This is a genomic window from Nocardiopsis ganjiahuensis DSM 45031 (assembly GCF_000341085.1).
In the GTDB taxonomy this organism is placed as follows: domain Bacteria; phylum Actinomycetota; class Actinomycetes; order Streptosporangiales; family Streptosporangiaceae; genus Nocardiopsis; species Nocardiopsis ganjiahuensis.
On the sequence record NZ_ANBA01000013.1, the window covers coordinates 289206 to 316197 of the forward strand.

General features: G+C 71.9%; 25 protein-coding genes. 5 read left to right on the plus strand and 20 right to left on the minus strand.

The features are described 5' to 3' along the window. Nucleotides 1–100 precede the first annotated feature (100 nt). The 11 genes from D458_RS0119185 to D458_RS0119235 form a co-directional block, all read right to left on the minus strand. Nucleotides 101–1363: a cyanophycinase gene (locus tag D458_RS0119185; RefSeq protein ID WP_063825738.1), complete on the minus strand. Its 1263-nt coding sequence runs from the start codon at nucleotides 1361–1363 to the stop codon at nucleotides 101–103. 75 nt (nucleotides 1364–1438) lie between these two features. Beyond that, entirely contained in the window at nucleotides 1439–2635 is a 1197-nt protein-coding gene (locus tag D458_RS0119190) for a M20/M25/M40 family metallo-hydrolase (RefSeq protein ID WP_040702589.1), read from the minus strand. Nucleotides 2636–2640: 5 nt separating this feature from the next. Beyond that, nucleotides 2641–3417, minus strand: coding sequence for an amino acid ABC transporter ATP-binding protein (locus D458_RS0119195; RefSeq protein WP_017588376.1), 777 nt, complete (start codon nucleotides 3415–3417; stop codon nucleotides 2641–2643). Further along, nucleotides 3414–4352: an amino acid ABC transporter permease gene (locus D458_RS0119200; RefSeq protein ID WP_017588377.1), complete on the minus strand. Its 939-nt coding sequence runs from the start codon at nucleotides 4350–4352 to the stop codon at nucleotides 3414–3416. Before D458_RS0119200 ends, D458_RS0119195 begins: the two co-directional genes overlap by 4 nt. 66 nt (nucleotides 4353–4418) lie before the next feature. Next, nucleotides 4419–5342, minus strand: coding sequence for an ABC transporter substrate-binding protein (locus tag D458_RS0119205; protein WP_017588378.1), 924 nt, complete (start codon nucleotides 5340–5342; stop codon nucleotides 4419–4421). A gap of 165 nt (nucleotides 5343–5507) precedes the next feature. Next, nucleotides 5508–6377, minus strand: coding sequence for a MurR/RpiR family transcriptional regulator (locus D458_RS0119210; protein ID WP_017588379.1), 870 nt, complete (start codon nucleotides 6375–6377; stop codon nucleotides 5508–5510). A gap of 112 nt (nucleotides 6378–6489) precedes the next feature. Beyond that, nucleotides 6490–8292, minus strand: coding sequence for an ATP-binding cassette domain-containing protein (locus D458_RS0119215; protein WP_017588380.1), 1803 nt, complete (start codon nucleotides 8290–8292; stop codon nucleotides 6490–6492). Continuing rightward, nucleotides 8289–10154 (minus strand): ABC transporter ATP-binding protein, encoded by a 1866-nt coding sequence (locus tag D458_RS0119220; protein WP_017588381.1) that lies wholly within the window; start codon nucleotides 10152–10154, stop codon nucleotides 8289–8291. Before D458_RS0119220 ends, D458_RS0119215 begins: the two co-directional genes overlap by 4 nt. A 258-nt stretch (nucleotides 10155–10412) precedes the next feature. After that, the gene (locus D458_RS0119225) at nucleotides 10413–11960 is read right to left on the minus strand and encodes a tripartite tricarboxylate transporter permease (RefSeq protein WP_017588382.1); all 1548 of its coding nucleotides are present in this window, start codon (nucleotides 11958–11960) and stop codon (nucleotides 10413–10415) included. Next, nucleotides 11960–12568, minus strand: coding sequence for a tripartite tricarboxylate transporter TctB family protein (locus D458_RS0119230; RefSeq protein ID WP_017588383.1), 609 nt, complete (start codon nucleotides 12566–12568; stop codon nucleotides 11960–11962). Before D458_RS0119230 ends, D458_RS0119225 begins: the two co-directional genes overlap by 1 nt. Then, on the minus strand, nucleotides 12565–13557 hold the full coding sequence (locus D458_RS0119235) for a Bug family tripartite tricarboxylate transporter substrate binding protein (protein WP_017588384.1): 993 nt from the start codon (nucleotides 13555–13557) through the stop codon (nucleotides 12565–12567). The genes D458_RS0119230 and D458_RS0119235 overlap by 4 nt, the downstream gene beginning before the upstream one ends. A 217-nt stretch (nucleotides 13558–13774) precedes the next feature. Between D458_RS0119235 and D458_RS0119240 the strand changes: the two genes are divergently transcribed. Together D458_RS0119240 and D458_RS0119245 are read left to right on the plus strand one after the other, a co-directional pair. Continuing rightward, complete coding sequence (locus tag D458_RS0119240; protein WP_017588385.1) at nucleotides 13775–15436, plus strand: ATP-binding protein; 1662 nt, start codon at nucleotides 13775–13777, stop codon at nucleotides 15434–15436. Further along, entirely contained in the window at nucleotides 15433–16116 is a 684-nt protein-coding gene (locus D458_RS0119245) for a response regulator (RefSeq protein WP_026119476.1), read from the plus strand. The genes D458_RS0119240 and D458_RS0119245 overlap by 4 nt, the downstream gene beginning before the upstream one ends. Nucleotides 16117–16128: 12 nt before the next feature. On the opposite strand, the gene D458_RS0119250 is transcribed toward D458_RS0119245, so the two are convergent. Then, on the minus strand, nucleotides 16129–16728 hold the full coding sequence (locus D458_RS0119250; RefSeq protein ID WP_026119477.1) for a Uma2 family endonuclease: 600 nt from the start codon (nucleotides 16726–16728) through the stop codon (nucleotides 16129–16131). Nucleotides 16729–16876: 148 nt separating this feature from the next. Between D458_RS0119250 and D458_RS0119255 the strand changes: the two genes are divergently transcribed. Beyond that, complete coding sequence (locus D458_RS0119255) at nucleotides 16877–17245, plus strand: VOC family protein (protein WP_017588388.1); 369 nt, start codon at nucleotides 16877–16879, stop codon at nucleotides 17243–17245. A gap of 125 nt (nucleotides 17246–17370) precedes the next feature. On the opposite strand, the gene D458_RS0119260 is transcribed toward D458_RS0119255, so the two are convergent. Both D458_RS0119260 and sigJ read right to left on the minus strand, forming a co-directional pair. After that, entirely contained in the window at nucleotides 17371–18543 is a 1173-nt protein-coding gene (locus D458_RS0119260; protein ID WP_017588389.1) for an FAD-dependent oxidoreductase, read from the minus strand. A gap of 4 nt (nucleotides 18544–18547) precedes the next feature. Next, complete coding sequence (gene sigJ, locus D458_RS0119265; protein WP_017588390.1) at nucleotides 18548–19456, minus strand: RNA polymerase sigma factor SigJ; 909 nt, start codon at nucleotides 19454–19456, stop codon at nucleotides 18548–18550. A 135-nt stretch (nucleotides 19457–19591) separates the two neighbouring features. Here sigJ and D458_RS0119270 point away from each other — a divergent pair, with 135 nt between their 5' ends. After that, nucleotides 19592–20128, plus strand: a complete 537-nt coding sequence (locus D458_RS0119270; RefSeq protein ID WP_017588391.1) for a GNAT family N-acetyltransferase — start codon at nucleotides 19592–19594, stop codon at nucleotides 20126–20128. Nucleotides 20129–20289: 161 nt separating this feature from the next. Here the strand turns inward: D458_RS0119270 and D458_RS0119275 are convergent, their stop codons facing one another. The 6 genes from D458_RS0119275 to D458_RS0119300 all read right to left on the minus strand — a co-directional run bounded on the left by D458_RS0119275 (nucleotide 20290) and on the right by D458_RS0119300 (nucleotide 25626). Next, complete coding sequence (locus tag D458_RS0119275) at nucleotides 20290–20508, minus strand: hypothetical protein (protein WP_017588392.1); 219 nt, start codon at nucleotides 20506–20508, stop codon at nucleotides 20290–20292. Nucleotides 20509–20617: 109 nt separating this feature from the next. Then, nucleotides 20618–20830 carry a hypothetical protein gene (locus D458_RS0119280; protein WP_017588393.1) on the minus strand — a complete coding sequence of 71 codons (213 nt, stop codon included), beginning with the start codon at nucleotides 20828–20830 and terminating at the stop codon, nucleotides 20618–20620. Nucleotides 20831–21178: 348 nt separating this feature from the next. Beyond that, entirely contained in the window at nucleotides 21179–21718 is a 540-nt protein-coding gene (locus D458_RS0119285; protein ID WP_017588394.1) for a hypothetical protein, read from the minus strand. 196 nt (nucleotides 21719–21914) lie between these two features. After that, nucleotides 21915–22577 carry an NAD(P)-binding oxidoreductase gene (locus D458_RS0119290; RefSeq protein WP_017588395.1) on the minus strand — a complete coding sequence of 221 codons (663 nt, stop codon included), beginning with the start codon at nucleotides 22575–22577 and terminating at the stop codon, nucleotides 21915–21917. Nucleotides 22578–22709: 132 nt separating this feature from the next. Further along, the gene (locus tag D458_RS0119295; RefSeq protein WP_017588396.1) at nucleotides 22710–23783 is read right to left on the minus strand and encodes a 2-oxoacid:ferredoxin oxidoreductase subunit beta; all 1074 of its coding nucleotides are present in this window, start codon (nucleotides 23781–23783) and stop codon (nucleotides 22710–22712) included. Then, the gene (locus D458_RS0119300; RefSeq protein ID WP_017588397.1) at nucleotides 23776–25626 is read right to left on the minus strand and encodes a 2-oxoacid:acceptor oxidoreductase subunit alpha; all 1851 of its coding nucleotides are present in this window, start codon (nucleotides 25624–25626) and stop codon (nucleotides 23776–23778) included. The genes D458_RS0119295 and D458_RS0119300 overlap by 8 nt, the downstream gene beginning before the upstream one ends. 494 nt (nucleotides 25627–26120) lie before the next feature. On the opposite strand from D458_RS0119300, the gene D458_RS0119305 reads away from it, so the two are divergent. Beyond that, entirely contained in the window at nucleotides 26121–26981 is an 861-nt protein-coding gene (locus D458_RS0119305) for a M48 family metalloprotease (protein WP_017588398.1), read from the plus strand. Nucleotides 26982–26992: the final 11 nt, after the last annotated feature.

Genomic DNA, 26992 nt, shown 5'->3' on the forward strand with positions numbered 1-26992 from the left:
CCGGCCCGCGCGCGCCCGCCCGAGCACGCCCCGGCCCCGCCGAGCGGTGGCTCGGCGGGGCCGGTGGGATCCTGGAGCTTTCGGAGCCCGGGAGGCCCGCTCAGTGGCGGCGCACGCCCACCCGCAGGTCGAAGAAGGAGATGCCCTCCGCGTCGCTCCGGTAGGCGGCGAACCCCGCCGTCTTGTCCAGTTCCACCACGAAACGGGGGGAGCGCTCGTAGGTCAGCCCGTCCACACCGGTGCTCCTGCCGCTGCCGGCGAGCTCACGGGCCAGCCGCAGCATCGCGCCGGGGTCCCGCCGGGGTGCGTCGTAGGAGGAGAAGACGTCCTTGCCCGTCCTGACGGAGGAGCCGGACGGCTGGAGCGGTGCCTTGCCCTGTGCGGGGGCGGCGGTCCAGGAGGCGGCGTCGTAGGTGTCGCCGTGGGTGAGCGCCGACCAGCGCACGCCCGACACGCTCCACTCACCGCCCGCGGACCCCACGGAAGCCCGCCGCAGGTCGAGGACGTGGACGGCTCCGCTGCCCACGACCCTCATCCGGCCGGAACCGATGGCCACCAGGGCGGTGTCCTCGTCCACGCCGAAGACGCGTTCCTGCCCGGTGTCCGCGGCCAGCCGCATCATCCGGCCCTGCCTGCCGCGCTCGGCGAAGTGGGTGTCCACCAGCCCGTGCCCGAAGAAGCCGAAGCCGCCCTCCTCCAGGTGGCCGAGCACGGTCGGGTCGTCGAAGTAGCCCGGCGACGAACCGTCGCGCACACCCTGGTAGCTGTCCCCGCCGGTGACCATCGGGCCCCGCTGCTGGATCGCGGCCCCCGCACTGGTGCCCGCCACCAGGGCGCCCTCCTCCAGGCGTTCCCGGATCGCGGCGAGGACGGCGCTGTCCTCGTGCTCGGGCCCGCGCAGCAGGGTGGTGACGTAGCGGTACTGGTCGCCGCCGCCGAAGAAGAAGCCGTCCATCGAGCCGACCTGCGCCACGACCTCGGCGGACTCGGCGTTGTCGAGGTGGTCCAGGTCCACCGGGATCCACTCCGCCGAACCGGCCCCGTGGTCGAGGAGCAGATCCGCGTAGTACTCGCCGTTGCACCTGCTGTTGTTGCACCGGTCGGTCCCGGCGTCGGGGTCCTCGGACTCGGGGACCGAGGACGCGGTGACGATCCCGAAGCGCGCCTGGGAGCCGCCCGCCAGCTCGACGATCTCCTGGTAGATGCGCTCGTCCGAGAGCGAACCCCCGACGAGCACCACGGGGCCGGGGCCCCCGGAGCCGTCGGCGTGCGCCGCCACCGGCGCGCTCAGCGCCGCGGTGAGGGCGGTGGCCACGAGGGCGGCTCCCGTACGAGTGAGTCCGCCCAGAGGTGTCCGTGTCATCTCTGCCTCCTTGCTGTGGGCCGCCCCGGGGCGGGGCGGCCGCTTCTCTCCCCCGTGCGCGCTGCCGTGGTGCGGTCAGCCCGCTTCCCGGGCCAGGACCCCCCGGTCCGCCAGGGCCTCGGAAACCTTTCTGATCAGCCCGGCCAGAAGCGCGACCCGGGGCACCACCGAGTGCAGGTCGAGCCACTCACCGGTGCCGTGGTCGCCCCCGCCGACCGGACCCAGCCCGTCGAGCACCGGGATTCCGTGCGCCGCGACCAGGTTCGCGTCGGCGCTGCCGCCGGTGTCCGCGGCCCGCAGGTCGATCCCGAGCTCCTGCGCCAGCAGCAGCGCCTCGTCGCGGAGCCAGCCCTCCTCGGGCCCGGTCCGCCAGGGCGGGGCGGGGGCGACCACCTCGGCGGTGGCGCTCACCCCGTCCACCAGCGGGCCCTCGACGGTTGTGCGCACCGCCGCCAGGACCGCGTCGAAGGTGGCGTTGTGCTCGGCCCGCACGTCCAGGACCAGCCGGGCCTGTCCGGCCACCACGTTGGGCCGGTCGCCCGCCCGCAGCACCCCGACGTTGAGGCTCGCGTCGGGCCACCGGCCGTTCAGGGCCTCCAGCTCGACCGTGGCGAGCGCCGCGGCCAGGGCCGCGTTGGCTCCGAGGCCCCGGTCGATGCCGGCGTGGGCGGCCCGCCCCCGGAAGAGGACCTCCACGTCGGCCACACCCTTGCGGCCGGAGACGATGTCGCCGTTGGCGCGCGCGCACTCCAGGCACAGGGCGGCGTCCGCCTGCTCGGCGAGGAAGCCGAGCAGGGAACGGCTGCCCAGCGAGCCGATCTCCTCGTCGGGGCCGCAGTAGAGGGTGATCTCGCCTCCGTCCCAGCCCGGGGCGATCTGGGCCAGGGCGGTGATTCCGGCGAGGAGTCCGCCCTTGTCGTCGCACACACCGGGCCCGTGCGCCCATCGGCCCTCACGGACGGAGAACGGCCGTGCGGCGGCGGTCCCGCGCTCGAAGACGGTGTCCATGTGGCCGACCAGCAGGATCCGGGGGCCGCTTCCGCGGCCGGCGAGCCGTCCCACCACCGCGTTCCCCAGCCCGGTGCCGTCGGGGTGCACCGCCTCGTGCCGTTCCACCGCCAGCCCGGCCTCGGAGAGGTAGGCGGCGACCCGGTCGCCCACGGCGTCGACGCCGCGGGCGTCCGTCGAGCCGCTGTCGATCGACACGAGTTCGGCCAGGCGCTCCAGGTACTGCGGGTAGAGGCGCTCGGCCCCCTCCAGGAGGTGTCGCATCCCCTTCACAGGACCTTGGACAGGAAGGCGCGGGTGCGTTCGTGCTGCGGGTCGTCGAGGACGGCCGCCGGGTCGCCCTCCTCGACGACCGCGCCGCCGTCCATGAACACCAGGCGGGTGGCCACCTCGCGGGCGAAGCCGATCTCGTGCGTGACGACGATCATCGTCATGCCCTCGCGGGCCAGGCCCTTCATCACGTCGAGGACCTCGCCCACGAGTTCGGGGTCCAGCGCGGAGGTGGGCTCGTCGAAGAGCATCACCGTCGGGCGCATCGCCAGGGCGCGGGCGATGGCCACGCGCTGCTGCTGGCCGCCCGACAACTGCCCGGGGTAGGTGTCGGCCTTGTCGGCGAGCCCGACCCTCTCCAGCAGCCGGTGCGCCTCCGCCACCGCCGAGCCGCGGGGTTCCCCCTTCACGTGCAGGGGGCCCTCCAGGACGTTCTCCAGGGCGGTCAGGTGCGGGAACAGGTTGAAGCGCTGGAAGACCATCCCGATCTCCCGCCGCTGCGCGACGATCTCCCGCTCCGGGAGTTCGTGCAGGCGGTTGCCGACCTGGCGGTAGCCGACCAGCTGACCGTTCACGGACAGGCGGCCCCCGTCGATCTTCTCCAGGTGGTTGAGGCAGCGCAGGAACGTGGACTTGCCCGAACCCGAGGGGCCGATGACGCAGCACACCTCCCCGGCCCGGACTGTCAGGTCGATGCCCTGGAGCACCTCCAGCCCGCCGAAGCGCTTGCGCACGCCCTCCGCGACCACGATCCGGTCGCTGTCCGTCACGGTCACAGTCGCTCCTTGGTGCTGATGAGTCGGGACAGCGCCCCGTCACGGGAGGCGGCGGTCTCCCCGAAACCGCGGCCGAAACGCTTCTCCAGGTGGTGCTGGCCCAACGAGAGCAGGCTGGTCAGGACCAGGTACCAGAAGACCGCCACCGCGAGCAGGGGGATGACCTGGAAGTTCTGCGCGTAGACGTTCTGCACGGCGGTGAGCAGGTCGCTGCCGCCGATGACGGAGACCAGGGCCGTCATCTTGAGCATGTTGATGGTGTCGTTGCCCATGGGCGGGACGATGACCCGCATGGCCTGGGGCAGGACGATCCGCCGCAGGATCCTGATCCGGCGCATCCCCAGCGCCTGGGCGGCCTCGGTCTGGCCGCGGTCGACCGAGAGCATGCCGCCCCGGATGATCTCCGCGGCGTAGGCGACCTCGTTGAGCGCCAGACCGAGCACGGCCGCGACGAAGGGGGTGACGACCCGGCTCGTGGGCTCGTCGAACAGGACGACGCCGGTGAACGGGATCTCCAGGAACAGGCGCGGGTAGAGCGCGCCGAGGAAGCCCCAGAAGATGATCTGGACCAGCAGCGGGGTACCGCGGAAGAACCACAGGTAGAACCACGCCACGGTGCGCAGGACCGGGTTGGGGGACATGCGCATGACGGCGAGGAGCACGCCGCCCAGGACACCGATCACCATCGCGACGACGGTGAGCACGATGGTGATGCCCAGGCCCTTGAGGACGAAGTCCCGGGTCAGGTAGCTCAGGACCAGGCGGATGTCCAGGTTGGGGTTGGTCAGCAGGGACCACAGGAGGGCCGCGGCGGCCAGGGAGACGGCGACGGCTCCCAGCCATCGCCCGTAGTGGCGGACGGGGACGGCGGTGAGTTCCTCTGGTCGCGGCGGTGCGGCGGCCCGCGGGGTCGGTGGTGCGGCCGGGGTCGGCATGGTGGGGTCCTTGGGGTCATGAGGACCGACGGCCCGTCACGGGCCGTGCGGCTGCTGGGGGAGGGGTCAGTCGATCGCCTGGTTGACGGTGGCCTCGTCGAGGGCGATGGCCTCCTGCCCCCACTTGGCGAGGATCTGCCCGTAGGTGCCGTCGTCCATCAGCGACTGGAGGGCGGCGCGGTAGGCCTCGACCAGCTCCTCCTCGGCCTTGAGGAAACCGAAGCCGTTGGGGCTGGCCAGGTAGCCGTTGGGGTGGTCGGGGTCGATGACCAGTTCGACCTCGTCCCCGAGCTCGGCGGCGGTCTGCACGAGGTTGACCTGGGTGGCCCCGACGGCGTCGACCATGCCGGCCTTGAGCGCGGTCACCGCCTGGGTGTTCTCGGGGTAGCTGGTGATCTCCAGCGGCTCGTCGCAGTTCTCCTCGGCGTACTCCTCGAGGATCTCCTGCTGCCTGGAGGCCTGCTGTACGCCCACGTGCAGCCCGCACAGGTCGGAGATCGCCCCGATGCCCTCGGGGTTGTCCCCGGTGGTGAGGACGCCGGTGCCCGAGGCCGAGTAGTCGACGAAGGAGGCGACCTCCTGGCGTTCCCGGTTGTCGGTGATGCCGCCCGCGATGAGGTCGTACTTCCCGGCCTGGAGTCCGGGCACCAGGCCGTCGAAGGGCTGCTGCTGGAACTCGGCCTCCAGGCCCAGCCGCGCCGAGGCCGCGAGCACGAGGTCGTGGTCCAGGCCGACGAAGTCCTCCTGGTTGCCCTCCTCCAGGAAGGCGATGAAGGGTTCGTAGGGGGCGTTGGTGGCGACGCTGATCCGGTCGCCCTCGCTCAGGCGGTCGGGAAGCTGGCCGACCAGTGCCCCGTCGGCCTCGACCGGTCCCACGCCCTCGATGGTGACCGGGCCGGCGGCGGGTTCGGCGGGGGCGTCGGATCCGCAGGCCGTGGTCATCAGGCCCAGGAGGGCGAGTAGCGAGCCCGCGCGCAGCATCGTGTTCATCAGGGGATCCTCTTCGGTTCAGCCAGCCGGAAAGACTGAAACAAGTGTTACAGGTCACCTGATGTTTGGGCAATGTATAACGTATGAATCGTTACCAGGGCATGATCTGGCCTGACGGAACAAGAAGAACACCCTCCGCTCGCCGAAACCCGAAGGGCCGAACCGTCAGAGCAGCCCGAACCTGCGGCTGGTCTCCTCGAAACGGCGCAGCCGCTCCTCCGCGCCGTCACCGAGGGTGTGGATCACGCCCGCGACGAGCGCCTCGCACACCGCCATGGTCGGCACCAGGGAGTCGTACGCGGACAGGGAGCCGACCTGGGCGGGCAGGACCACGTCGGCCACTCCGGAGACCGGTGACAGCCAGCGGTCGGTCAGCAGGACGACCTTGGCCTCACGTTCGGCCACCCCCTCGGCCAGACGCAGGTGCTCCTCCTCGTAGCGGCGGAAGTCCAGGATCACGAAGACGTCCCGCCGGCCGGCGTCGGAGAGCAGGTCGGCCCGCTCCACCGGGCTGTCCGGCAGCACCGTGCTGCGCCCCCGCACCTGCATCAGGTGCAGGACGAGGTACTCGGCGAGCACCCGCGAGAACCGGCCGCCGCACGCGACGACCCGACGGTCCGTGTCACTGAGCAGGCGGACCGCCGCGTCCAGCTCGTAGCGCGGGATCCCGGTCAGGGTCTCCTCCACCGCTTCGGAGAGCGTGGCGGCGGCCGACCGCCCCAGGTGCTCCGGGTCCAGCCTGCCCCGGGCCTCCTCTCCGACCCCCGAGCTGTAGGCGTTCAACGGTGACTGGTCGCGCTCGGCCAGTTCCTCCAGCAGGCTCCGCTGGAACTCGGGGTAGTTGGCGAAGCCGAGGCGGTTCGCGAAGCGCAGCACGGTCGGCGCGCTGACGCCGGCGCGCTCGGCCAGGAGCCGGACCGTCTCCAGCCCGGCGGTCGGGTAGGAGGCGAGCAGGGCCCGCGCCACCCGGCGCTCCCCCGAGCTGAAGTCGCCCAGGCGTGTCCGGATCGAGTCGGCGATGGACGAGGAGTTCACGGCGGCGGTCCTTCGTTCTCGGAACATCTGTTACAGCATCGTCCCACTGCCGTACCCCGGAACGTCAGCGGTCCGCCGGTACCGCACCGGGCCCCGCCCGGTGTGCGTGCCCCTACCCTGTGCTGCCGGGCGCGTAGGCGCGGGCCTGGATCCCGTACAGCTCGGCGTAGGTACCGCCCCTGGCGAGCAGCTCGCGGTGGTCGCCGGACTCCACGATCCGACCCCGGTCCATCACCAGGATCAGGTCGGCGCCGGCCACCGTGGAGAAGCGGTGCGAGACCACCACGGTCACCGCCCCGGTCCGCTTCCCGTACACGCGGGCCCGGTCCGCGTAGCGGCGGAAGATCGCCTCCTCGCTGTGCGCGTCCAACGAGGCGGTCGGCTCGTCCAGCACGAAGAGCAGCGGATCGGCGCGCATCGACCCCCGGGCCAGGGCGGTCCGCTGCCACTGCCCCTCGGACAGGTCGGTGCCGCCCAGTTCGCGGCCCAGCTGGCTGTCCATCCCCTCGGGCAGCCGCTCCACCAGCCCGCCGGCGTCGGCGGCGTGCACGGCCGCGCCCAGCGCGTCGGCGTCGTCGATCCTCGGCAGGTCGCCGATCCCCACGGTCTCGCCGAACCGGATGCGGAAGCGGCCGAAGTCCTGGAACACCGCGCTGCAGCGCCGCCGCCAGGCCGGGACCGAGATCCCCGCCAGGTCGGCGCCGTCCAGCCGGACGCTCCCCGAGTCCGGCTCGTACAACGCCAGCAACAGCTTGACCAGGGTCGTCTTGCCCGAACCGTACTCACCGACCACCGCGACCACCGCACCCGCGGGCAGGTCGACGGTGACCCCGTCCAAGGCCTTGCGGTCGGTACCCGGGTAGGTGAAGTCCACCCGGTCCAGGGAGAGGCCCCGGCCCAGGACCGGGGGCGGCGGATCGGCGGCGACGGCGCGTTCGCGCTGGGCTCGCACGTAGGCGCGCAGCCACAGGTACGGCTCGACGACCCGGCGCGAACCGGCGGCCGCCACGGTGGCGGCCACGGTGCTCTGCATGGTCTGGCGCAGGCTGACCGCCATCATCACGGTCAGCACCAGGTCGCCCACGCCGCCGGCTCCGACGGAGGCCCGGTACACGACCAGGGCGATCGCCCCGGCGAAGGCGGCCACGAACACCGTCCACCCGGCGGCGTTCCACAGGGCGGCGCCGACCCGGGCCCGGAACCGGACCCGGACCGCGTCGTCCCAGGCCTCCTCCTGAAGCGCGACGAGCCGGTCGGCGGCCCCAGCCGTCCGGACCTCCTTGCCGCCCTCGGCCGAGGCCACCGTCTCGAACAGGTGCTGCTGCAGCCGGTAGGGCTCCGCCCCGGCCACCTCGGCCCGCTGGACCAGCAGCTGGCCCCGGTGGTTGCACCAGATCGGGACGGCCGCCAGCAGGACGAGGACCAGCAGCAGCGGGTGCACACTGCCCAGCAGTGCCACGGTGACCAGCAGTTTCAGCAGGTTGGACAGGCTCAGCAGGGCGTTCCAGGCGCTGCGGGCGATCTCCCCCGTGGAGCGGCGCACGATGCTCACCCGGTCCAGGAAGTCGCTCCGCTCCAGGTGCTCCAGACCCTCCACGGAGTTGATGTCGCGGTGCACCGCCGGGTGCAGTCCCAGCCGTCCGGTGCGGTCCGCGACGGTGTTCACGCAGTCGTCGGTCAGGTCCTGGACCACCAGGGTCAGCGTGTAGGCCAGGGCCACCCCGGCCGCGCCGACCAGCGCGGTCACCAGCGAACCCCGGGCGGTGGCGTCCAGGGTGGCGCGCATGGTCAGGCCGACGGCGGCGACCGAGACCACGGACGCCGCGATCACCCCGAGCGTGCCCGCCGTGTACCCGGGGACGGTCCGCCACGACAGCCGCAGGACCTCCCACCACAGGGACGGATAACGCCTCATGCCGGGTCCTCCTCCTCGGTCCGGAAGCGCCGGGCCTGCACGGCGAACATCTCCGCGTAGGCCCCGCCCCGCTCCATCAGCTCCTCGTGGGTGCCGGTCTCGGTGATCCGCCCCGCCTCCAGCAGCACGATCCGGTCGGCCCGGCGGACGGTCGAGAGGCGGTGCGAGATGAGTACGATCCCGGTGCTGCGGCGCCGCTCGGCGAGCCGGCCGAACAGTTCGAACTCGGTGCGCACGTCCAGGTGTGCGGTGGGCTCGTCGGCGACGATCAGGTCGGCTCCGCGGCGGACCGCGTAGAGGGCCCGGGTGAGGGTCAGCTGCTGCCACTGGCCGCCGGACAGGTCCACGCCGCCGGTGCGGGACCGGGCCAGCGGGGTCTCCCAGCCGTCGGGGAGGCGTTCGAGGACGGGGGCGAACCCGGCGTCCGCGGCGGCGGCGCGCAGGTCGGCCTCCTCGTCCGCGCCCCTCCGACCGGGGGCCGTGCCGTCCCGGGCCGCCGCGCCGAGCAGGACGTTCTCCCGGGCGGAGAGTTCGTAGCGGTTGAAGTCCTGGAAGATCACCGACAGCCGGGTCCGCCACTCCACGGGGTCCATCTCCGCGATGTCCGCGCCGTCCGCGGTGATACGGCCGGAGGTGGGCCGGTACAGCCCGCTCAGGAGTTTGATCAGGGTGGACTTGCCCGCCCCGTTGAGGCCGACCACGGCGAGCAGTTCGTCGGTGCGGATCTCCAGGTCGACCCCGCCCAGGACCTCCCGATCCGTACCGGGGTAGACGAAGCGCACCCCCTCGAAGCGGATCACCCGAACCCGGTCGGGGACGGCTGTCCCGGGCTCGGCGCGGCCGTCCCCGCCGATCGCCTCCGGTTCGGCCAACAGCGCCCGGAGCCGGTACGTGGACCGGGCGACCCGGGCCGCGCCCGCCATGTGGTGCAGTTCCAGCGCGGAGCCCAGGGACTGGAACAGCGACCAGCCGGCGGCGAGCACCGCGGTCTGCACGGTCACCGTGGCCGCTCCGCCGACGGCGTCCGCCGTGACCAGCAGGTACACCGGCAGCAGTCCGCTGACCATCAGGACCGCTGAGAGCCACTGCAGGCGGATGACGCGGGTCACGTGTGTCCACAGCGGCTCGTTGGCCTCGCGGATGTGGCCCTGCATGCGCTCGACCAGCCAGTCGGTGAGACCGAAGATCCGCACGTCCTTGCCCTCCGCGGGGGACACGGTCGCGTTCCGCCACACGTCGGCGTGCATCTCGCCCTTGATGGCCAGCCGCCAGCGGTCGGTGACGGCCGAGGACTGGCGGAACCGCAGCGCCCGGTTCACGATCACCGGAAGGAGGACCAGCGGAACCGCCCACCAGGCGTACCGGAGGAGGATCGCGCAGGTCACCACCGCGCCCAGGAGTCCGCACAGCCACTTGAGCACGGCGACGGCCCCGTCCCCCGGTGTGGTCTCCACCCCGTGGTCGGGGTCGGCGCGCACCTCGCGCAGCAGTCTTCGGACCTCGGGGGACTCCAGGGCGGCGATGCCGGGCGCGGAGGCGGCCGTCCGGGCCACCCGGGAGCGGTGGGCGCCGTCCACCCGCGACTTCACCAGGTACTCCAGCGGGGCGGCCGCGGACTCGCCCAGGTGCCCGGCCAGCAGGACCAGCGCGAGCAGGAGGACCGGCACGAGCGCCGCGGTGAACAGCTCCGGACCGTCCGGCCGGGGCGGGGCGATCTCGGTGACCAGGGCGGCCAGAGCCAGCGCGGCCAGCGGCGGCACCAGCCGTTCGGCCAGCCGGACCGCGAACAGCGCCAGGAACGGCACCGGCCCGGCCCTCCACAGGGTTCGGAGCAGACGAGTGCGGTTCCGGACGAATCCCATACGGCTCCTCTCCACGGCCACGGGCCGCGCCGGAGGCACCGGCGGGGCCCGGCGGGTGGAGGGGTGCACCCGCGTCGGGGTGTGACGCGGCCGACACGCCTCCGGTTCGCGGGGGAGGGTCCCGGGCACGGGAGCGGACCCGGGCAGGAAAGGGAACGGCCCCGGGCGGGGAAGCGGTCCGGGGTACGGGAGCGGCCCCCGGCGGGACGGTCGCCGGGGGCCGCTGGAGTGTCGGGCCGATCGGACCCGGAAAGGGGGTCAGACCAGGCCCGCGGGCTTCCTGACGTCGGCCGCCCGGTCCGCACGGCGGCGGCGCAGGTGGGCGATCAGCGGAATCACGGCCGCCATCACGACCAGGGCGTACAGCCCGATCGAGATGCCGCTGCTCACGAGGATGGCCGGGTCGCCGGAGGAGGCGGCCAGCGCGCGGCGGAACTCGGTCTCGGCGATCGGGCCCAGCACCACACCGATCAGCGCGGGTGCGACCGGGACCCCGAAGGTCCGCATCCCGAGCCCCACCAGGGCGATGGCCAGCAGAATCACCAGGTGCACGACCGAGGTGTTGATGGCGTACACCGCCAGCACCGAGAACAGCGAGATGCCCGCGTACAGGTACGGCTTGGGCAGCTTCAGCAGCTTGGCCCACAGCGGTGCGAACGGCAGGTTGATGATCAGCAGCATGACGCTGCCGACCAGCAGCGAGGCCAGCAGGGTCCACACCAGGTCGGCGTTGCGCTCGAAGAGCACCGGGCCCGGCTGGAGCCCGTACTGCTGGAAGGCGGCGAGCATGATCGCGGCCGTCGCCGAGGTGGGCAGGCCCAGGCCCAGCAGCGGGACCATCGTGCCCGCGGCGCTGGAGTTGTTGGCCGACTCCGGACCGGCCACACCCTCGATCGCGCCCCGGCCGAACTCGCTCCGCTCCCCGGTCCGGCGCTCACGGCGCTCGGCGAGCTTGCGCTCCAGGCCCAGGGAGAGGAAGGTCGGGATCTCGGAACCGCTGCCGGGGATCGGCCCGAAGGCGCTGCCCAGCGCGGTACCGCGCAGCCACGGCTTCCAGGAGCGGCGCAGGTCCTTGCGGCCCAGCCACGGACGTCCGGCGCGGATCGCCGCGAAGTTCGGCGCGGACCTGCCCCGGGCCGCGATGTAGAGCACCTCGCCCAGGGCGAGCAGGCCCACGGTGACGATCACGATGTCGACGCCGTCCAGCAGGCTGGACGAGCCGAAGTCGAACCGGGCGGTCCCGCTCTGCCCGTCGATCCCGACCATGCCGATGGCCAGGCCGATGAGCAGCGAGGCGATGCCGCGCACCACCGAGCCGGACACCACCGCGGCCACGGCCACGAACGAGAACACGGTCAGCGCGAAGTACTCGCCGGGCCCGAAGTTGAGCGCGAACTCCACCATCACCGGGGCGAACAGCGCCACGACCATCGTGCCGATGACGCTCGCCACGAACGAGCCGATCACGGCCGTGCCCAGTGCCTGGGCGGCCCTGCCCGTGAGCGCCATCCTGTGGCCCTCGTAGGTGGTGGCGATCGACGACGCCTGACCCGGGGTGTTGAGCAGGATCGAGGTGGTGGCGCCGCCGAACATGCCGCCGTAGTACACGCCGGCGAACAGGATGAACGCGGCGGTGGGGTCCAGGCGGAAGGTGACGGGCAGCAGCAGGGCCACCGCCATCGCCGAGCCCATGCCCGGCAGGACGCCCACGGCGGTGCCGAGCAGCACGCCGAGGAAGGCCCACACGAGGTTCTGCGGGGTCAGCGCCGCGGCCAACCCGCCCGCGAGGTCGATCAGAGTGTCCATCAGAGCACCAACTCCAGGAAACCGCCCGGCAGGCTGAGCCCGAGACCGAGAGAGAAGCCGACCTGGACCGCCGCGGACACCGACAGCGCCACGGTCGCGTCACGCAGGTGGGCGCGGGCGCCGAAGGCGTAGGCCACGGTCCAGAACAGCAGGGCGCCGGCGAGCAGCCAGCCCAGGAACTCGAGCAGCGCGACGTGCACCACCAGACCGGCGAGGACGAGCAGGACCGGACGGCCCTCGAACCAGGCCAGGGAGGGCGTGCCGTCGCCCGTGGCCCGGTTGCGCAGGTTGACCACGGCCATGCACGCGGCGGTGATCAGCAGCAACACGCCCACGACGGCGGGGAAGGCGCCCGGGCCGGGGCGGGTGGCGTTCGGCGGGGCCTCGATGGTGAGGCCGCCCCACACGCCGACCAGGCCGAGCACCGTGAGCAGGGCGGGGACGACCCACGCGGTCGGGCCCCGCCACACGGCTTTCTCAGGGTCGGGTGCCGGCGCCTCCTCGGCCCCGGCGGTCCCAGCGGCCTCAGCGTGCTCCGGGACCTCGGTGCGCTCCGGGGCGGGTGCCTCCCGGACCTCGGGCTTCCCGTCGACTCCGTCGGTCGTCACAGTCCCAGCTCCTTCACGGTCTCCTGGGTCAGGGCGACCTCCTCGGCGAGGAACTCCTCGAACTCGGGACGGCTCTGGAACGTGTCGGTCCACCGGTTGCGCTCCAGGGTGTCCGCCCAGGCCTCTCCGGCCAGGAGGTCGATCACCAGCTGTTCCAGGTCGTCGGCCTCCTCCTCGGTCAGACCGGGCGGGGCGATGACCCCGCGCCAGTTCGACATCTCCACGTCGTAGCCCTGCTCGACGATGGTGGGGGTGTCCATACCGTCCAGGCGCTCGGGAGAGGAGACCGCCAGCGCGCGCATCGGGCCGCCGTCCTCGATCTGGTCGCTGAAGTCGCTCAGGGAGCCGAACCCGACCTCCGACGTGCCGGAGAGCAGCGAGGTGAGGACCTCGCCGCCGCCCGAGTACGGCAGGTAGTTGATGTCCCCGGGGGCGATGTCCATGGCCTGGGCGACCCGGGCCGCGAAGATCTGGTCGACGCCGCCCATGGAACCGCCCGCCACGGGCAGGTTCCCGGACCGCTCGCGCCAGTCCTCGGCGAGGTCGTCGAGGCTCTCGTAGGGAGAGTCCTCGGGCACGACCACGGCCAGGTACTCCGACGCCAGCTGGGCGATGGGGGTGGAATCCGCCATCGTGTAGGGCGAACCGGTGGTCTCCACCGCGCCCACCATGCCGAGCCCGGTCATGGTCAGGACGTTGTCCTGGCCCTCCCGGCTCGCGGTCTGGGCCAGGCCGATGGTTCCGCCCGCGCCCTCGGCGTTGCGGACCTCGACGTTGAACCGCAGGTCCTCCTCGCGCAGCCCGTTCTGCATCTCACGGGCCAGCGAGTCCCAGCCGCCACCGGGGCCGGCCGGCGCGATGAGCAGGAGCTTCTCCTGGGCACCGTCGCCGGAGGCGGCACTCTGGCGTACGTCGTACAGTGCCACCCCGACGAGCAGGAGGGCACAGAACCCTCCCGCCGCGCGGAGCAACACGCCACGATCGCGCATCGTCCTCTCCTTCCTGAGTGTCTGTGCACGTCCCCCGGTGCGCAGACGCAGGGGGAGATCCAGGCCACAGTGTGACCCGGCGCACGCCCGTGCCCGGCCTTTGTTAAAACTGGAGTCATATTGGTCGTATTGTTCGTGAAGTCCCCATGCGGAATCTGACCAAGAGGGCTGGGACCTGCGCGTTCACCGGCCCGCGCCCCGGTCACTGGAGTGCCCCATGACCTCTCCCCCCGCACCCGGGCGCCTCACGCTCACCGGGTCCCTCTTCATCGGCTACGTCTGCCTGCTGGCGGTGGCCCTCACCGTGCTCGGCGCGCTCTGGGCGCTCCACTTCGACCGCGAGACGGACCGGCAGTACTCCGAGCGGGTCCTCAGCGTGGCCCGCTCGGTGGCGGTCCTGCCCGAGGTCGTCGACGGCCTCCAGAGCCCCCACCCGACTGACGCACTGGACCCGCTGGCCGACCGGATCGCCTCCGCGACCGGTGCGGACTACCTGGTCATCGCCTCACCGGACGGAATACGGCACACCCACCCGGACAAGGACCGCATCGGTGAACCCGTGTCCACCCCGCCCGGCCCGGCCGCCCGGGGCGTCGAGTGGACGGGGGTGCAGGACGGCACGCAGGGCCGGACGGTGCGCGCGAAGGTGCCCGTGTTCGCCGGAGGGGGTTCGCAGAACGGGGGCGACGCCCGGGGCGAGGTCGTGGGCTACGTGTCCCTGGGAATACTGGACTCCAGCGCCACCACCGACGCCCGCGCCTCGCTCCCCGTCATCCTCGCCGCCACCGCCCTGGTCCTGGCCCTGGGCGTGGGCGGGTCGTGGGCGCTCTCCCGGCAGGTGCGCGCCAAGACCCACGGGCTGGAGCCGGCCGACATCACCGCCCTGCTGGAGAGCCGGGAGGCACTGCTGTACGCGGTGCGCGAGGGGGTGCTCGCGGTCGACCGGGACGACCGGGTCGTGCTGGTCAACCAGCCCGCCCGCACCATGCTCGGCCTGCCCGAGGACGTGGAGGGCCGCCGCCTGGACGAGCTCGGCCTGTCGGAGCGGGGCCGGGACATCGTCTCCGGCGCGGACCCGGGCGAGGACCTGATCCTGCTCTCCGGCGACCGCGTACTGGTCGCCAACCGGATGCCGGTGCGGATCCGCGGCCACGAGGCCGGGGCCGTGGTGACCCTGCGGGACCGCACCGAGGTCGACCGGCTCACCGGTGAACTGGACGGTGCGCGGACCGTCACCCGCGGGCTGCGCGCCCAGACCCACGAGTTCGCCAACCGGGTGCACACCGTCGCCGGGATGCTGGAGCTGGGCGCCCACGAGGAGGCCAGGACCTACCTGGCCGACCTCGCCGCCACCCACACCCGCACCTCCAGCGGGGTGGCCGAGCACGTCCGCGACACCGCGCTGGCCGCGCTCACCCTGGCCAAGTCGGCGCAGGCCTCGGAACTCGGCGTCGACCTGAGACTGTCCCCGATGACCCGCGTCCCGGTCACCCTCCAGGGGGAACTGCGCTCCGACGCGCTCCTCATCCTCGGCAACCTGGTGGACAATGCCCTGGACGCGGTCACCCCGAACGGCTGGGTGGAGCTCATGGTGCGCCTGCACAGCGCCGACGACACCGACCTCCCGCACGACCTCCTGGAGATCCGGGTGACCGACTCCGGGCACGGGGTGTCCGACGACGTGGCCGAGGAGATCTTCCGGTACGGGTTCACCACCAAGGCGTCCCGCGACGGAGGCACCCGGGGACTGGGACTGGCCCTGGTCAAACAGGTGTGTGAGAGCAGAGGGGGAAGCATCGAGATGGAGGCACCCGACGCCGAGGAGGGCGCGGTGTTCACCGCGTGCCTGCCCGCGGCCACGGCTGCGGAGGACCGGTGATCCGCGTACTGGTCGTCGACGACGACGTGCGGGTGGCCCGCAACCACCAGGAACTCGTGGAGTCGGTTCCCGAGTTCACCGTGGTCGGGGCGGCGCACACCGCGGCGGCCGCCCTGGCCCAGGTCCGAGGCCACCGCCCCGACCTGGTCCTGCTCGACCTGCACCTGCCCGACGCCTCGGGCATCTCGGTGATGCACGCCCTGCGCTCGGCCTCCGCCCGGGGCGCTCCGCAGCCGGACTTCCTGATGATCACCGCCGTCCGCGACATCGCCCAGGTCCGCTCCGCCCTGCACGGCGGGGCCGTCCACTACCTGCTCAAGCCGTTCCCGCTCAGCGCCCTGCGCGACCAGCTCGAACGCTACGCGGTGGCGCGCCGCCAGATGGAGGGCGAGGGCCAGGCCACCCAGCGGGACGTGGACCGGCTGTTCGGCCTGCTGCGCCCGCCCGCGGCGCGTTCCCTGCCCAAAGGGCTGACCTCGGCCACCGTCGACCTGGTCGCGGGCGTGCTCCGCGAGGCCGAGAGCGAGGTCTCCGCCTCCGACGTCGCCGAACGCTCCGGCGTCTCCCGGGTCACCGCCCGCCGCTACCTGGAGCACCTGTGCGCCGACGGCCGCGCCGAACTCCGCATGCGCTACGGGTCAGCGGGGCGCCCCGAACACCTCTACCGCTGGGTCGTCTGAGGCGCCGCGGATTCAGTCCCCGGCCGGGCCGCCGAGGTTCTCGCGCCAGGGCCCGCTGGCCACCAGCCAGTGGGGGACGAACTTCACGGGAAAGGGGACTTCCGTCTCGAAGAGCTCTTCTCCCTGAGTCTGTCCGACCTCCTGGTAGACACCATCCACCAGGCGGAACTCCATGATGCCCGGCTTGTCGGGGTTGGGGTTGATGATCCAGTAGGACGGGATGCCGAACGCCGCGTACTCGTGCCGTTTGGTGTGGTTGTCCCGGAACACGCTCTCGGGTGAGACGATCTCCACGGCCAACAAAGGAGGGGCGGTGTAGTAACCCTCCTCGGGGGGTTCCTGGGCGAAGACAGCCAGGTCGGGGATGCGGTGCTTGCCCGAGTCCCCGCTGAGGATGATGCCGGGACCTTCGCCGATCTCCAGCTCATCCGATGCGTGGCGGCCGAGGTGGAAGCCCAGGCGGTAGGCCACGCGCGTGTGCAACGGCTTGGGGGCGGGAGACACGTCAAGCCTCCCGTCGGCCAATTCGTACCGGCGCCCATCGTCCGGGGTGTCCTGTAGATCGTCCACGGTCAGCCGTCGTTCGGGTGCTTCCGGGTGCCGGATGCTCATGACAGACATACTGCCTCCTCAGGTGCATGAAGACCAGTATTCGGAGTCACGCTGGGTTACCGGCCGGTTTCCACAGGGGTGAACCCGCCTTCCCGGCCGGGCACCGCGCTTCCCCGGGAATGCCAGTGGCGCGTGTCACACTCGTGGCATGCTCGATCACCTCGGTATCCAGGTCGCCGACCCCGAAGCCAGCGCCGCCTTCTACGACGCCGTCCTCGCCGCGCTGGGGCACGGGCGCATGCTCCAGTACGGGCCGGTCATCGGCTACGGCACCGACCACCCCCGGTTCTGGATCTCCCCGAGCGAGACCGGGGGCCCGGCGCGGGAGTCGCACATCGCCTTCCTCGCACCGGACCGGCAGACGGTGAACGCCTTCTTCCGGGCGGCCGTCACCACGGGGGCCGAGGTCCTGCACGAGCCGAAGGTGTGGCCCGAGTACCACGAGCACTACTACGGGGCGTTCGTGCGCGACCCCGACGGCAACAACGTCGAGGCGGTCAGCCACGCCCCGGTCTGAACAGGGCGGGCCCGGGGCGCGACAGCCACGCCCCGGGCCCGCTGTCCGGAGAGGCCGAGGTGCGCTCCTCGTCCGGGTGAGCACGCCGTCCGCCGCCTCGGAGGAGGCGGCGGACGGGAGACCTCTCAGCGCGCGGCCGCCCGGCCCGGGGCTCCGGGCCGGGCCGTGCCGCCGCCCGTGGCCAGTTCGGCGGCTCGGACGGCGCTGGTGACCGCCACCTCGCCCAGCATGCCGGGCGCGGCCACCGAGTCGCCGACCAGGTAGACGCCCCCGCCCCGGTCGATGGCGGGCCGCTCCCGCCAGGTGGTGCCGGGCAGGTCCACGGCGCCGGTGCGGCCCCGGGCCACCTGGTCGCGCCGCCAGGTCCCCCGTGCCCGCCAGCCGTCCAACGCGAGGTCGAGGAAGGCCTCCATCCGGGCGGTGGCCTCGGCCCGGGACTCCCCGGGACGGACCGGGAGCTGGGCCTGGACGAGGTCCTCCCCGTCCGGGGCGAGGGCGGGGTCGACGACGGTGTAGCGCTCCAGGAAGCCGCACCCGTCGGAGTCGAAGACCAGGAACGGGTCCCGGTCGCGGCGCCTCAGGCCCAGGTCCACCATGAGTGTGTGGCCGCTCTCCCAGGTCAGGGAGGCGTCCCCGAGCAGGGCGCGCGCCGAGTCCAGCGACGTGGCCACGATGGCCGTGCCCTCCGGGAGTTCGGTCACCCGGTTCCGCGTCTGGATCCGGACGCCGGCCTCCCGCGCCTTCTCGGCCAGGTGGTCCACCAGCGCGGTCCACCCGCCGACCACGTACCGGGCCGAGGGCCAGCGCGGGCTGGTCACCCGCAGGAACCGGTCCCAGACGAAGGCGGCCGACAGCCGTGCGGGTTCGGCGTGGAAGAGGACCACTCCCATCATGCTGCCGACCGCCCGTGCGGCCTCGGCCCCGAGCCTCTCCTCGGCCCACGCGCCGAACTCCTGGTCGTGCGGGGCGCGCAGCCCTCGGCGGGCGGCGGCCCGGAGCACGGGGGAGGGCGGGCCGCCGATCCGGTCCCGGTACCGCCAACGGACCCCGAGTGCGGCCCGCAGGGGCAGGGCCTTCGACGGCGGGACCAGACCGCGGCGGTCCAGCCAGGCGTACGGGGCGGAGTCGGAGTACAGGACGTGGGGGCCGTCGTTGGCCACGTACGGCGGTTCGGTGGAGCGGGCCCTGCCGCCCAGGGTCCGGTGGGCTTCCAACAGGGTGACGTTCGCGCCCAGTTCGGCGCTGGCGATGGCCGCGGTCAGTCCGGCGAGGCCACCGCCCACAACGGTGATGTCCATGTACCTAGGACGGATCGGGGGCCCGCAGACGTGACATCTTCTCCGGATTGACCAACATGTACACGTGCTGGACCCGGCCCTCGAAGACGTCCAGGACCAGCAGGAGCACCGGGGCGCCCTCCGAGGACACCACCGCCGCGGGCCCTCCGTTGACCTCGGTGACCTCCGTGTCCAGCTGGTCCGCGGCCGACAGGCCCACGGAGTCGAGGAACCGCGAGATGTTGCGCTCCTGGGAGATCGCGGCCAGGAAGCGGCCCACCTTGGCCGAGCTGCGCAGCACCCGCAGCGGGGCCCGCGCCTTGCCGCCGCTGTCGCTGACCATGGTGGCGTCGTCGGCGAGCATCCCCATGAGCCCGTCCAGGTCGCCCTCCAGGCAGGCCTGGAGGAAGCGTTCGGTGATCCGCCGCCGCGCGGTGCGGTCCGCCTCGAAACGGGGCCGGCGTTCACGCACGTGCTCGCGGGCCCGCCGGGCCAGCTGCCGGGTGGCGTCCTCGCTCCTGCCGATGACCCGGGCGATCTGCGCGTAGGGCAGCTGGAAGGCCTCGTGCAGGACGAACACGGCCCGCTCCAGGGGGCTGAGGGTCTCCAGCACCACCATGAGCGCGAACTCCACCGAATCGGCGATCTCGGCCCGCTCGGCGGCGTCGGGCAGGTCGCTGACCGGTTCGGGCAGCCACTCGCCCACGTAGGACTCACGCTGGGCGCCGACCCTGCGCAGCCGGTCGATGGCCAGCCTCGACACCACGGTGACCAGGTAGGCGCGCGGGTTGTCGACCTCGTCCGGAGACACCCGGGACCAGCGCAGCCACGCCTCCTGGACCACGTCCTCGGCATCGGCGGCCGTCCCGAGGATGCGGTAGGCGACCCCGTTCAGCAGGGGCCGGTGCCCCTCGAAGACCTCTGTTGTCGTCATGTCAGGGAAGACGTACCACGCGGTCCCCGCCGTGACACGTCCGCGCGGACCCGAACCTCCGGCAAAAGGGCTTGCCTCGGACGGGCACGGGTTCTAGGTTGGCGCGACCTGGACCGTCGGTGAGAGGGGTTGTGGTTGTACCGAGTACGTGAGTGGAACCGGGGCGACGCCGATCGGCTGCTGGAGGCCTTCCGCTGGGACGAACTGGCCCGGCAGGAGTCGGACGTGCCGAACACGGAGGACGAGGCCCTGGAGTGGATCGCCCGGCGCGCGGTCCTGGCCAAGGAGGAGGACACCCACGGGTTCGTGGTGGTCGACGGCATGGACCGGGCCCTGGGACACGTGCAGGTGTCGGTTTCCAGCCGCAGGCACGACATCGGCTGGCTGTCCTACTGGACGCACCCGGCGGAGCAGGGGCGGGGCGTGGCGTCGGCCGGGGCCCGGCTGGCCACGGAGTTCGCCTTCGCGGAGCTGGACCTGTACCGGGTGGAGACGGGGCACCGGTTGAACAACCCGGGGTCGTGCGTGGCCGCCCGGCGGGCGGGTTTCCGTCCGGAGGGGATCGAGCGGGCCAAGCTCCGCTACGGGACCTCGCGCTACGACACGGGACTCCACGCGCGGCTGGTGACGGACCCGGTGGAGGGCGTCGAGGAGGGTGTCTGCGGGGGCTGATCCCCGGAGAGTCCGCAGGACGGGGACCGGAGCCCGTAGGACGGGGACCGGAGTCCGCAGGACGGGGACCGGAGCCCGTAGGACGGGACCCCGAACGGCAGAACGCGGGGCACGGTGCGTGCGCACCGTGCCCCGCGTCATCCACGCTCTGGCGGTGTGGACTACCAGTGCTTGCCGACGGAGATGCCCGAGGTCTCGGTGATGTTGGTCACGTTGCAGCCGTCGGAGCTGATGCCCGAGAAGGTGAGGACGTCGGCGCAGATCGGCACGGTCACGTTCTGGATGTTGGCGTTGTTGTCCGCGGCGGCGGTGCCGGTCATGGCGCCCAGGGCGAGGCCGGTGGCGAGGATGAGGCCGGAGACGGCGGTGATGCGCTTCATGGTGTGCTTCCTTTTCGGATCGCGTTGTTCGTGTACTACGGGAAGGTCTGAAGAGGTGTCGCGAGAACCCGGGGGTGTGTCGCGACGGCTCGGGCGCCTGTCGCGACGGCTAGTCGTGGACGGCGATGCCCGAGGTGGAGTCCCAGTTGACGACGTTGCAGCCGCTGGCGCTGACGCCGGAGGCCTTGAGGACGTCGACGCAGACCGGGATGGTGATGTTCTGGACCTCTGCGTTGTTGTCGGCCGCGGCGGTACCCGTGAGGGCGCCGAAAGCAAGGCCGGTGGCCAGGACGAATCCGGAAACCTTGGCGATACGGGACATGGTGGTTACCTTTCGGAAGTGCAAAACAGGTTGGCTGCGGCCGCCGGAATTAACTTAGCGTAGCCAAGCGCATGCTTGAAGTAGTTTCAGGGAAGATTCCAGAGTTTCCTTGGAGTTTCTTCAGCTTCGAGGTCGACATGACCGTCATGTCGTTGCTTTGAGGGCGTCCGCGTTACACAACCGAAAGCGTGGCTAGGAAAGACTTCTGGCGAATGCATCGGAATCAGTCAATGTCTGACATCACCCGCCGTGGGGACACGAAGGCGTGCACAAATCGGACTCGCAGGGCACAGAAAAGGGCCCGCACGGTCTCACCGTGCGGGCCCTGCTGTCTGCGAGCGGGTTCGGTTACCAGCCCTGCTGCTGACCGTAACCCGGGTACTGCTGCCCGTAGCCGGGCTGCTGGCCGTATCCCGGCTGCTGCTGGCCGTAACCCGGGTACTGCTGCTGGTCGTAACCGGGGTACGGCTGCTGGTGCTGCTGCTGCCCGTAGCCCTGGCCGTAACCCGCGTACGGGTCCTGCTGCTGAGCGCCCGTGGGGTGCTGCTGGTAGGGCTGCTGCTGCCCGGACTGGTCCTGCTGCGGAGCCTGCTGCTGGGGCTGCTGCTCGGCCTGCTCCGGCGCCTTCTTGGACTCGGTGTCCGGGCGGAAGATGAACAGACGCGCGGCCGCGGACTCGCCGGTCTCGCTCGGGGTGATCAGCTCCAGGCGCCAGCCGGCCTCCTCGATGCCCTCGAGGATGCGGGTCAACCCGGGGCGCAGCTTGCTGGAGGCCTCGTCATAGGCGTTGACCTCGAGCTGGATGATGAACATCCGGCGCTTCTGCTGCGCGGCGACCTTGGCGTGCTCGACGACCGTGCTGTCCCTCACGACCTGTGTGACGCTCATGAATAACCGTACCCATCTGCTCTGCGGAGCTGCTTCACCCGTCGGGGTCGTTCCCGGTCGTCCGCGTCCACCGTGACGGGATTCCGCCGGGCTCCGGTCCCATCATGCCTTCTATGGGGGCATCTGGCCACAGAGGACCGAAAGCACCACCGAAGACGGGGCGCCGGCTGGACCGGGGCCCGCGGTCCCGCGGAAGCTAACCGGCGACGGCGCGGACGGCCTCGACGACGGGTGTCTCACCGTTCACCAGGTTGAGAGTCCTCTTGGCCGTGCCCGGTTCGTCCAGAAGGGCGACGATCACGGCGGCCACGTCGTCACGTGTCACCGCGTCGCGCTCCACGGCCTCACCCAGGTCCACCTGGCCGGTTCCGGCCTCGTCGGTCAGCCGCCCCGGACGCAGGATGGTCCAGTCCAGGTCGAGGTCGTGCTCGCGCAGGTCGTCGTCCGCGGCCTTCTTCGCGGCCACGTAGGCGGCCCAGACCTCGTCGGTGCCCTCCGGCACCGGCTGGTCCACGTTGATCGCGGAGATCTGGACCAGGCGGCGCACCCCGGCGAGGGCGGCCGCGTTCGCGGTCAGGGACGCGGCCTTGTGGTCCACGGTGGACTTGCGGTCCGCACCGCTGCCCGGTCCGGCTCCGGCGGCGAACACCACGGCGTCCGCGCCCATGATCTTCTCGGTCAGTTCGGTGACCGTGGCCTGTTCCAGGTCGACGAGGGCCGGCTCGGCCCCGGCGTCGACGACGTCCTGGGTGTGGTCGGGGTTCCGGATGAGGGCGACGGGACGGTCACCGCGGTCGGCCAGAAGCCTGGCCAGCCGCAGCGCGATCTTCCCGTGTCCTCCGGCGATGACGATACGCATGGGGGAAGCGTATTGCCTGGGCCCCGGACGCACCGGAAGGAACCCCGGGCGGCGCCGGTGAACTTCACGACGCCGCCCGGGGGAATACGAACCGTGCGACCGGTACGAGCCGGTACGGCCGGACGGGTGCGGCTAGTCGACCGTCCAGGTGTCCCCGCTGGCCAGCAGGGCCGCCAGCTCGCCGTCACCGCGTTCGGCCCGGGCGTCCTCGACCTGCTCGTTCAGCAGGTCGTCGTAGGTGGGGCGCCGCACGTCCCGGAACACGCCGATCGGCACGTGCTCGAAGGCCGGATAGTCCAGTCGCGACAACGCGAACGCGTACCCCGGGTCCTCGCGGTGCGCGTCGTGCCGGATCAGCCGGTCCTCGCCGACCGAGTCCACGTCCACGACCTCCAGGCCGCCGAACTCACCCGAGACCACACCCCGGTCCGGCCCCAGCCGCAGCGGCTCGCCGTGCTCCATCCGGAGCAGCCGCAGGTCCCGCGCGGCGGGGTCCTTCAGCGGCTCGAAGGCGTCGTCGTTGAAGATCGGGCAGTTCTGGTAGATCTCCACGAACGAGGCGCCGGGATGGTCCGCCGCGGCCCGTAGGACCGAGGTCAGGTGCTTGCGGTCGGAGTCCACGGTCCGTGCCACGAAGCTCGCCTCGGCGCCCAGCGCCAGCGACACCGGGTTGAACGGGTGGTCCAGCGAGCCCACCGGCGAGGACTTGGTGATCTTCCCGGCCTCGGAGGTGGGGGAGTACTGGCCCTTGGTCAGCCCGTAGATCCGGTTGTTGAACAGCAGCACGTTGATGTTGACGTTGCGGCGCAGGGCGTGGATGAGGTGGTTGCCGCCGATGGACAGCCCGTCGCCGTCCCCGGTGACGACCCACACCGACAGGTCGGGGCGGCTGGCCGCCAGCCCCGTCGCGATCGCCGGGGCGCGCCCGTGGATGGAGTGCACCCCGTAGGTGCTCAGGTAGTACGGGAAACGCGACGAGCAGCCGATCCCGGACACCATCACGATGTTCTCGCGCGGCACGCCCAGCTGCGGCAGGAACGACTGGAAGGCCGCCAGGATGGCGTAGTCACCGCACCCGGGGCACCAGCGCACCTCCTGGTCGGACTTGAAGTCCTTCATCTTGTACTCGGTGTCCGACTTGGGCACCAGCCGCAGACCGGCCAGTTCGCCCTCGTGGCTCAGGTTCCCGTTCAGGTTCTCAGTCACGGTCGACGACCTCCTGCAGCACGTCCGCGAGCTCCTCGGCCTTGAAGGGCAGTCCGCGGACCTTGTTGTAACCGATGACGTCCACCAGGAACCGGCCGCGCAGCAGCAGCGACAGCTGGCCCAGGTTGATCTCCGGGACCACGACCCGGTCGTAGCTCCTCAGCACCTCGCCGAGGTTGGCGGGGAAGGGGTTGAGGTGGCGCAGGTGCGCCTGGGCCACCCGGCCGCCCGCGCGCCGCACCCGGCGCACCCCGGCGGTGATGGATCCGTAGGTGCCGCCCCAGCCCAGCACGAGCACCTTCGCGTCGCCGGTGGGGTCGGACACCTCCAGCTCCGGGATGTCGCGGGCGATCGCGTCCACCTTGGCCTGGCGGGTGCGGACCATCAGGTCGTGGTTGTCCGGCGTGTACGAGATGTCACCGGTCTCGGAGTGCTTCTCGATCCCGCCGATGCGGTGCTCCAGCCCCGCCGTGCCCGGTACGGCCCACGGACGGGCGAGCGTCTCCTCGTCCCGCAGGTAGGGGAGGAACTCGCCGCCGGCCCCGTTGGGCTCGGTGGCGAAGCCCGGTTCGATCACGGGCAGCTCCGACACCTGCGGAAGGCGCCAGGGCTCCGAACCGTTGGCGAGGTAGCCGTCGGAGAGCACCACCACCGGGGTCCGGTACTTCACCGCCAGCCGGGTCGCCTCCAGCGCCGCGTCGAAGCAGTCGGCGGGGGAGGACGGGGCCACCACGGGCAGCGGTGACTCGCCGTTGCGCCCGAACAGCGCCATCAGCAGGTCCGTCTGCTCGGTCTTGGTGGGCATGCCGGTACTGGGACCGGCCCGCTGGACGTCGATGATGACCAGCGGGAGCTCCGTCATCACCGCCAGACCCACGGCCTCCTGTTTGAGGACCATGCCCGGCCCCGAGGTGGTCGTCACCCCGAGCGATCCGCCGAACGCCGCGCCGAGGGCCGCGCCGACCCCCGCGATCTCGTCCTCGGCCTGGAAGGTGCGCACGCCGAACCGCTTGTGCCGGGATAGCTCGTGCAGGATGTCCGAGGCCGGGGTGATCGGGTACGACCCCAGGAACAGGGGCAGCCCCGACTGCTGGGACCCGGCGATCAGCCCGTAGGCGGTGGCCAGGTTCCCGGTGATGTTCCGGTAGGTGCCGGCGGGCAGCCTCGCGGGTTTGATCTCGTAGGAGACCGCGAAGTCCTCCGTGGTCTCCCCGAAGTTCCACCCGGCCTGGAAGGCCGTGAGGTTGGCGGCGAGGATGTCCGGCTTGCTCGCGAACTTCGACTTCAGGAACGAGGTCGTCCCCTCCGTCGGCCGGTTGTACATCCACGACAGCAGGCCCAGGGCGAACATGTTCTTCGCGCGCTGGGCGTCCTTCTTGGAGATGTCGGAGTCGGCCAGGGCCGCCACGGTCATCGAGGTGAGGCCCACCGCGCTCACCTTGAACGCGTCCAGCGTCCCGTCGGTGAGCGGGTCGACCGCGTAGCCGACCTTGGCCAGGCTGCGCTTGGTGAACTCGTCGGTGTTGACGATGATCGTGGCACCCCGCGGCAGGTCGCCGAGGTTGGCCTTGAGCGCGGCGGGGTTCATCGCGACCAGCACGTCCGGGGCGTCGCCCGGCGTCATGATGTCGTGGTCGGCGAAGTGCAACTGGAAGCTGGAGACCCCAGGAAGGGTTCCGGCGGGGGCCCGGATCTCCGCGGGGAAGTTCGGCAGCGTCGAGAGGTCGTTGCCGAACGACGCGGTCTCCTGGGTGAAACGGTCACCGGTCAACTGCATCCCGTCGCCGGAGTCCCCGGCGAACCGGATGATGACCCGGTCGAGTTGTTCGATCTGTTTGGCCACTGAGATCGACGACCTCCTTGGTGAGCCGCCGGTCGCGACGGGCGGCGGCGCTCGGGTGTCTACCCCCGGCCGGACCGCACCGTCGCGGGCCGGGTGTCTGGATCGGGGGCAATGAGGACGGAGTGGCCCCCGCACGCCCTGGGTGCGCCAACCCAGCGCGGCGTTCGACGGTGCACGACCGCGACCGGGCCGCCTGCGGTTGCCAACCTCGGACGGCACGGCCCTCCGCTCACGTCGGTGGGGACGCTCACCTCGGTGAGGAGCCGTCCCGCCTCTTCAGCGCTCGGAGTGACAAGGGCCACGTTCGCACTATAGGTCGTCGGTGCCGTTCGGGGGCGGGCCGGGTGGCCATTGTCACAGCACCCCCGCGTCCGGCCTGGAAGGGGGATGTGACCGACAGCTGGTCACATGGGGAACGCAAGACGCCGACCCGCACGTTTGTCACCATGTACGCATCCAAAGCCGGGCAGCGGCGAACAGCGGAAGGAGAGCGCGTGCACGTCAACGCGATCCGCGCGGTCGGACTGTTCGTCGGGGCCTCGGTGCTCGCCGTCGTGGTCGGCTGGCTGTGCGGCTCGGCGAAGGGCGTACAGGTCTCGGTCGTGCTGGTGGCCTGTGCGGGGATCCTGGTCTACCTCTTCGGGAACTCCCTGGCCCTGCGGGCGATGCGGGCCCGGCCGGTGAGCGAGATCGAACGCCCAGAGCTCTACCGGATGGTCCGGGAACTGGCCACGGCGGCCCGGCAGCCGATGCCGAAGCTCTACCTGTCGCCGGTGCGCTCGCCCAACGCCTTCGCCACCGGGAGCAGCCCGCGCCACGCCTCCCTCTGCTGCACCACGGGTCTCCTGCGCACCCTCAACGAACGCGAACTGCGCGGTGTCCTGGCCCATGAGCTGGCGCACATCCGTTCGCACGACACCCTGATCAGCTCGGTGGCGGCGACGCTCACCACGCTCATCACGGCCCTGACCGCGGTCTCCTTCCTGCTCCCGCTGGGCGACTCGGAGGAGACGGACCTGCCCAACCTGCTGGGCGGCCTGATGATGGCCGTGCTCGCCCCGCTGGCGGCGGTGGTCGTCTACTTCGGTGTGGGCCGGGCGCGGGAGTTCCGGGCCGACGAGAGGGCGGCCGCGCTCACCGGGGACCCGCTGGGACTGGCCGACGCGCTGCGCAAGCTGGAGTCCGGGAACCGGGCCTACCCGCTGCCCAAGGAGCGGATCCTGCTGGCCACCTCGCACCTGATGACCACGAACCCCTACCCGGGCGCGGTGGGCCGCCTGTTCTCCGCGCACCCGCCGGTCCAGGAGCGGATCCGCCGGCTGCGCGAGCTGCGCCGCAAGTGGGACCTGGGCTGACCCCGGGCACA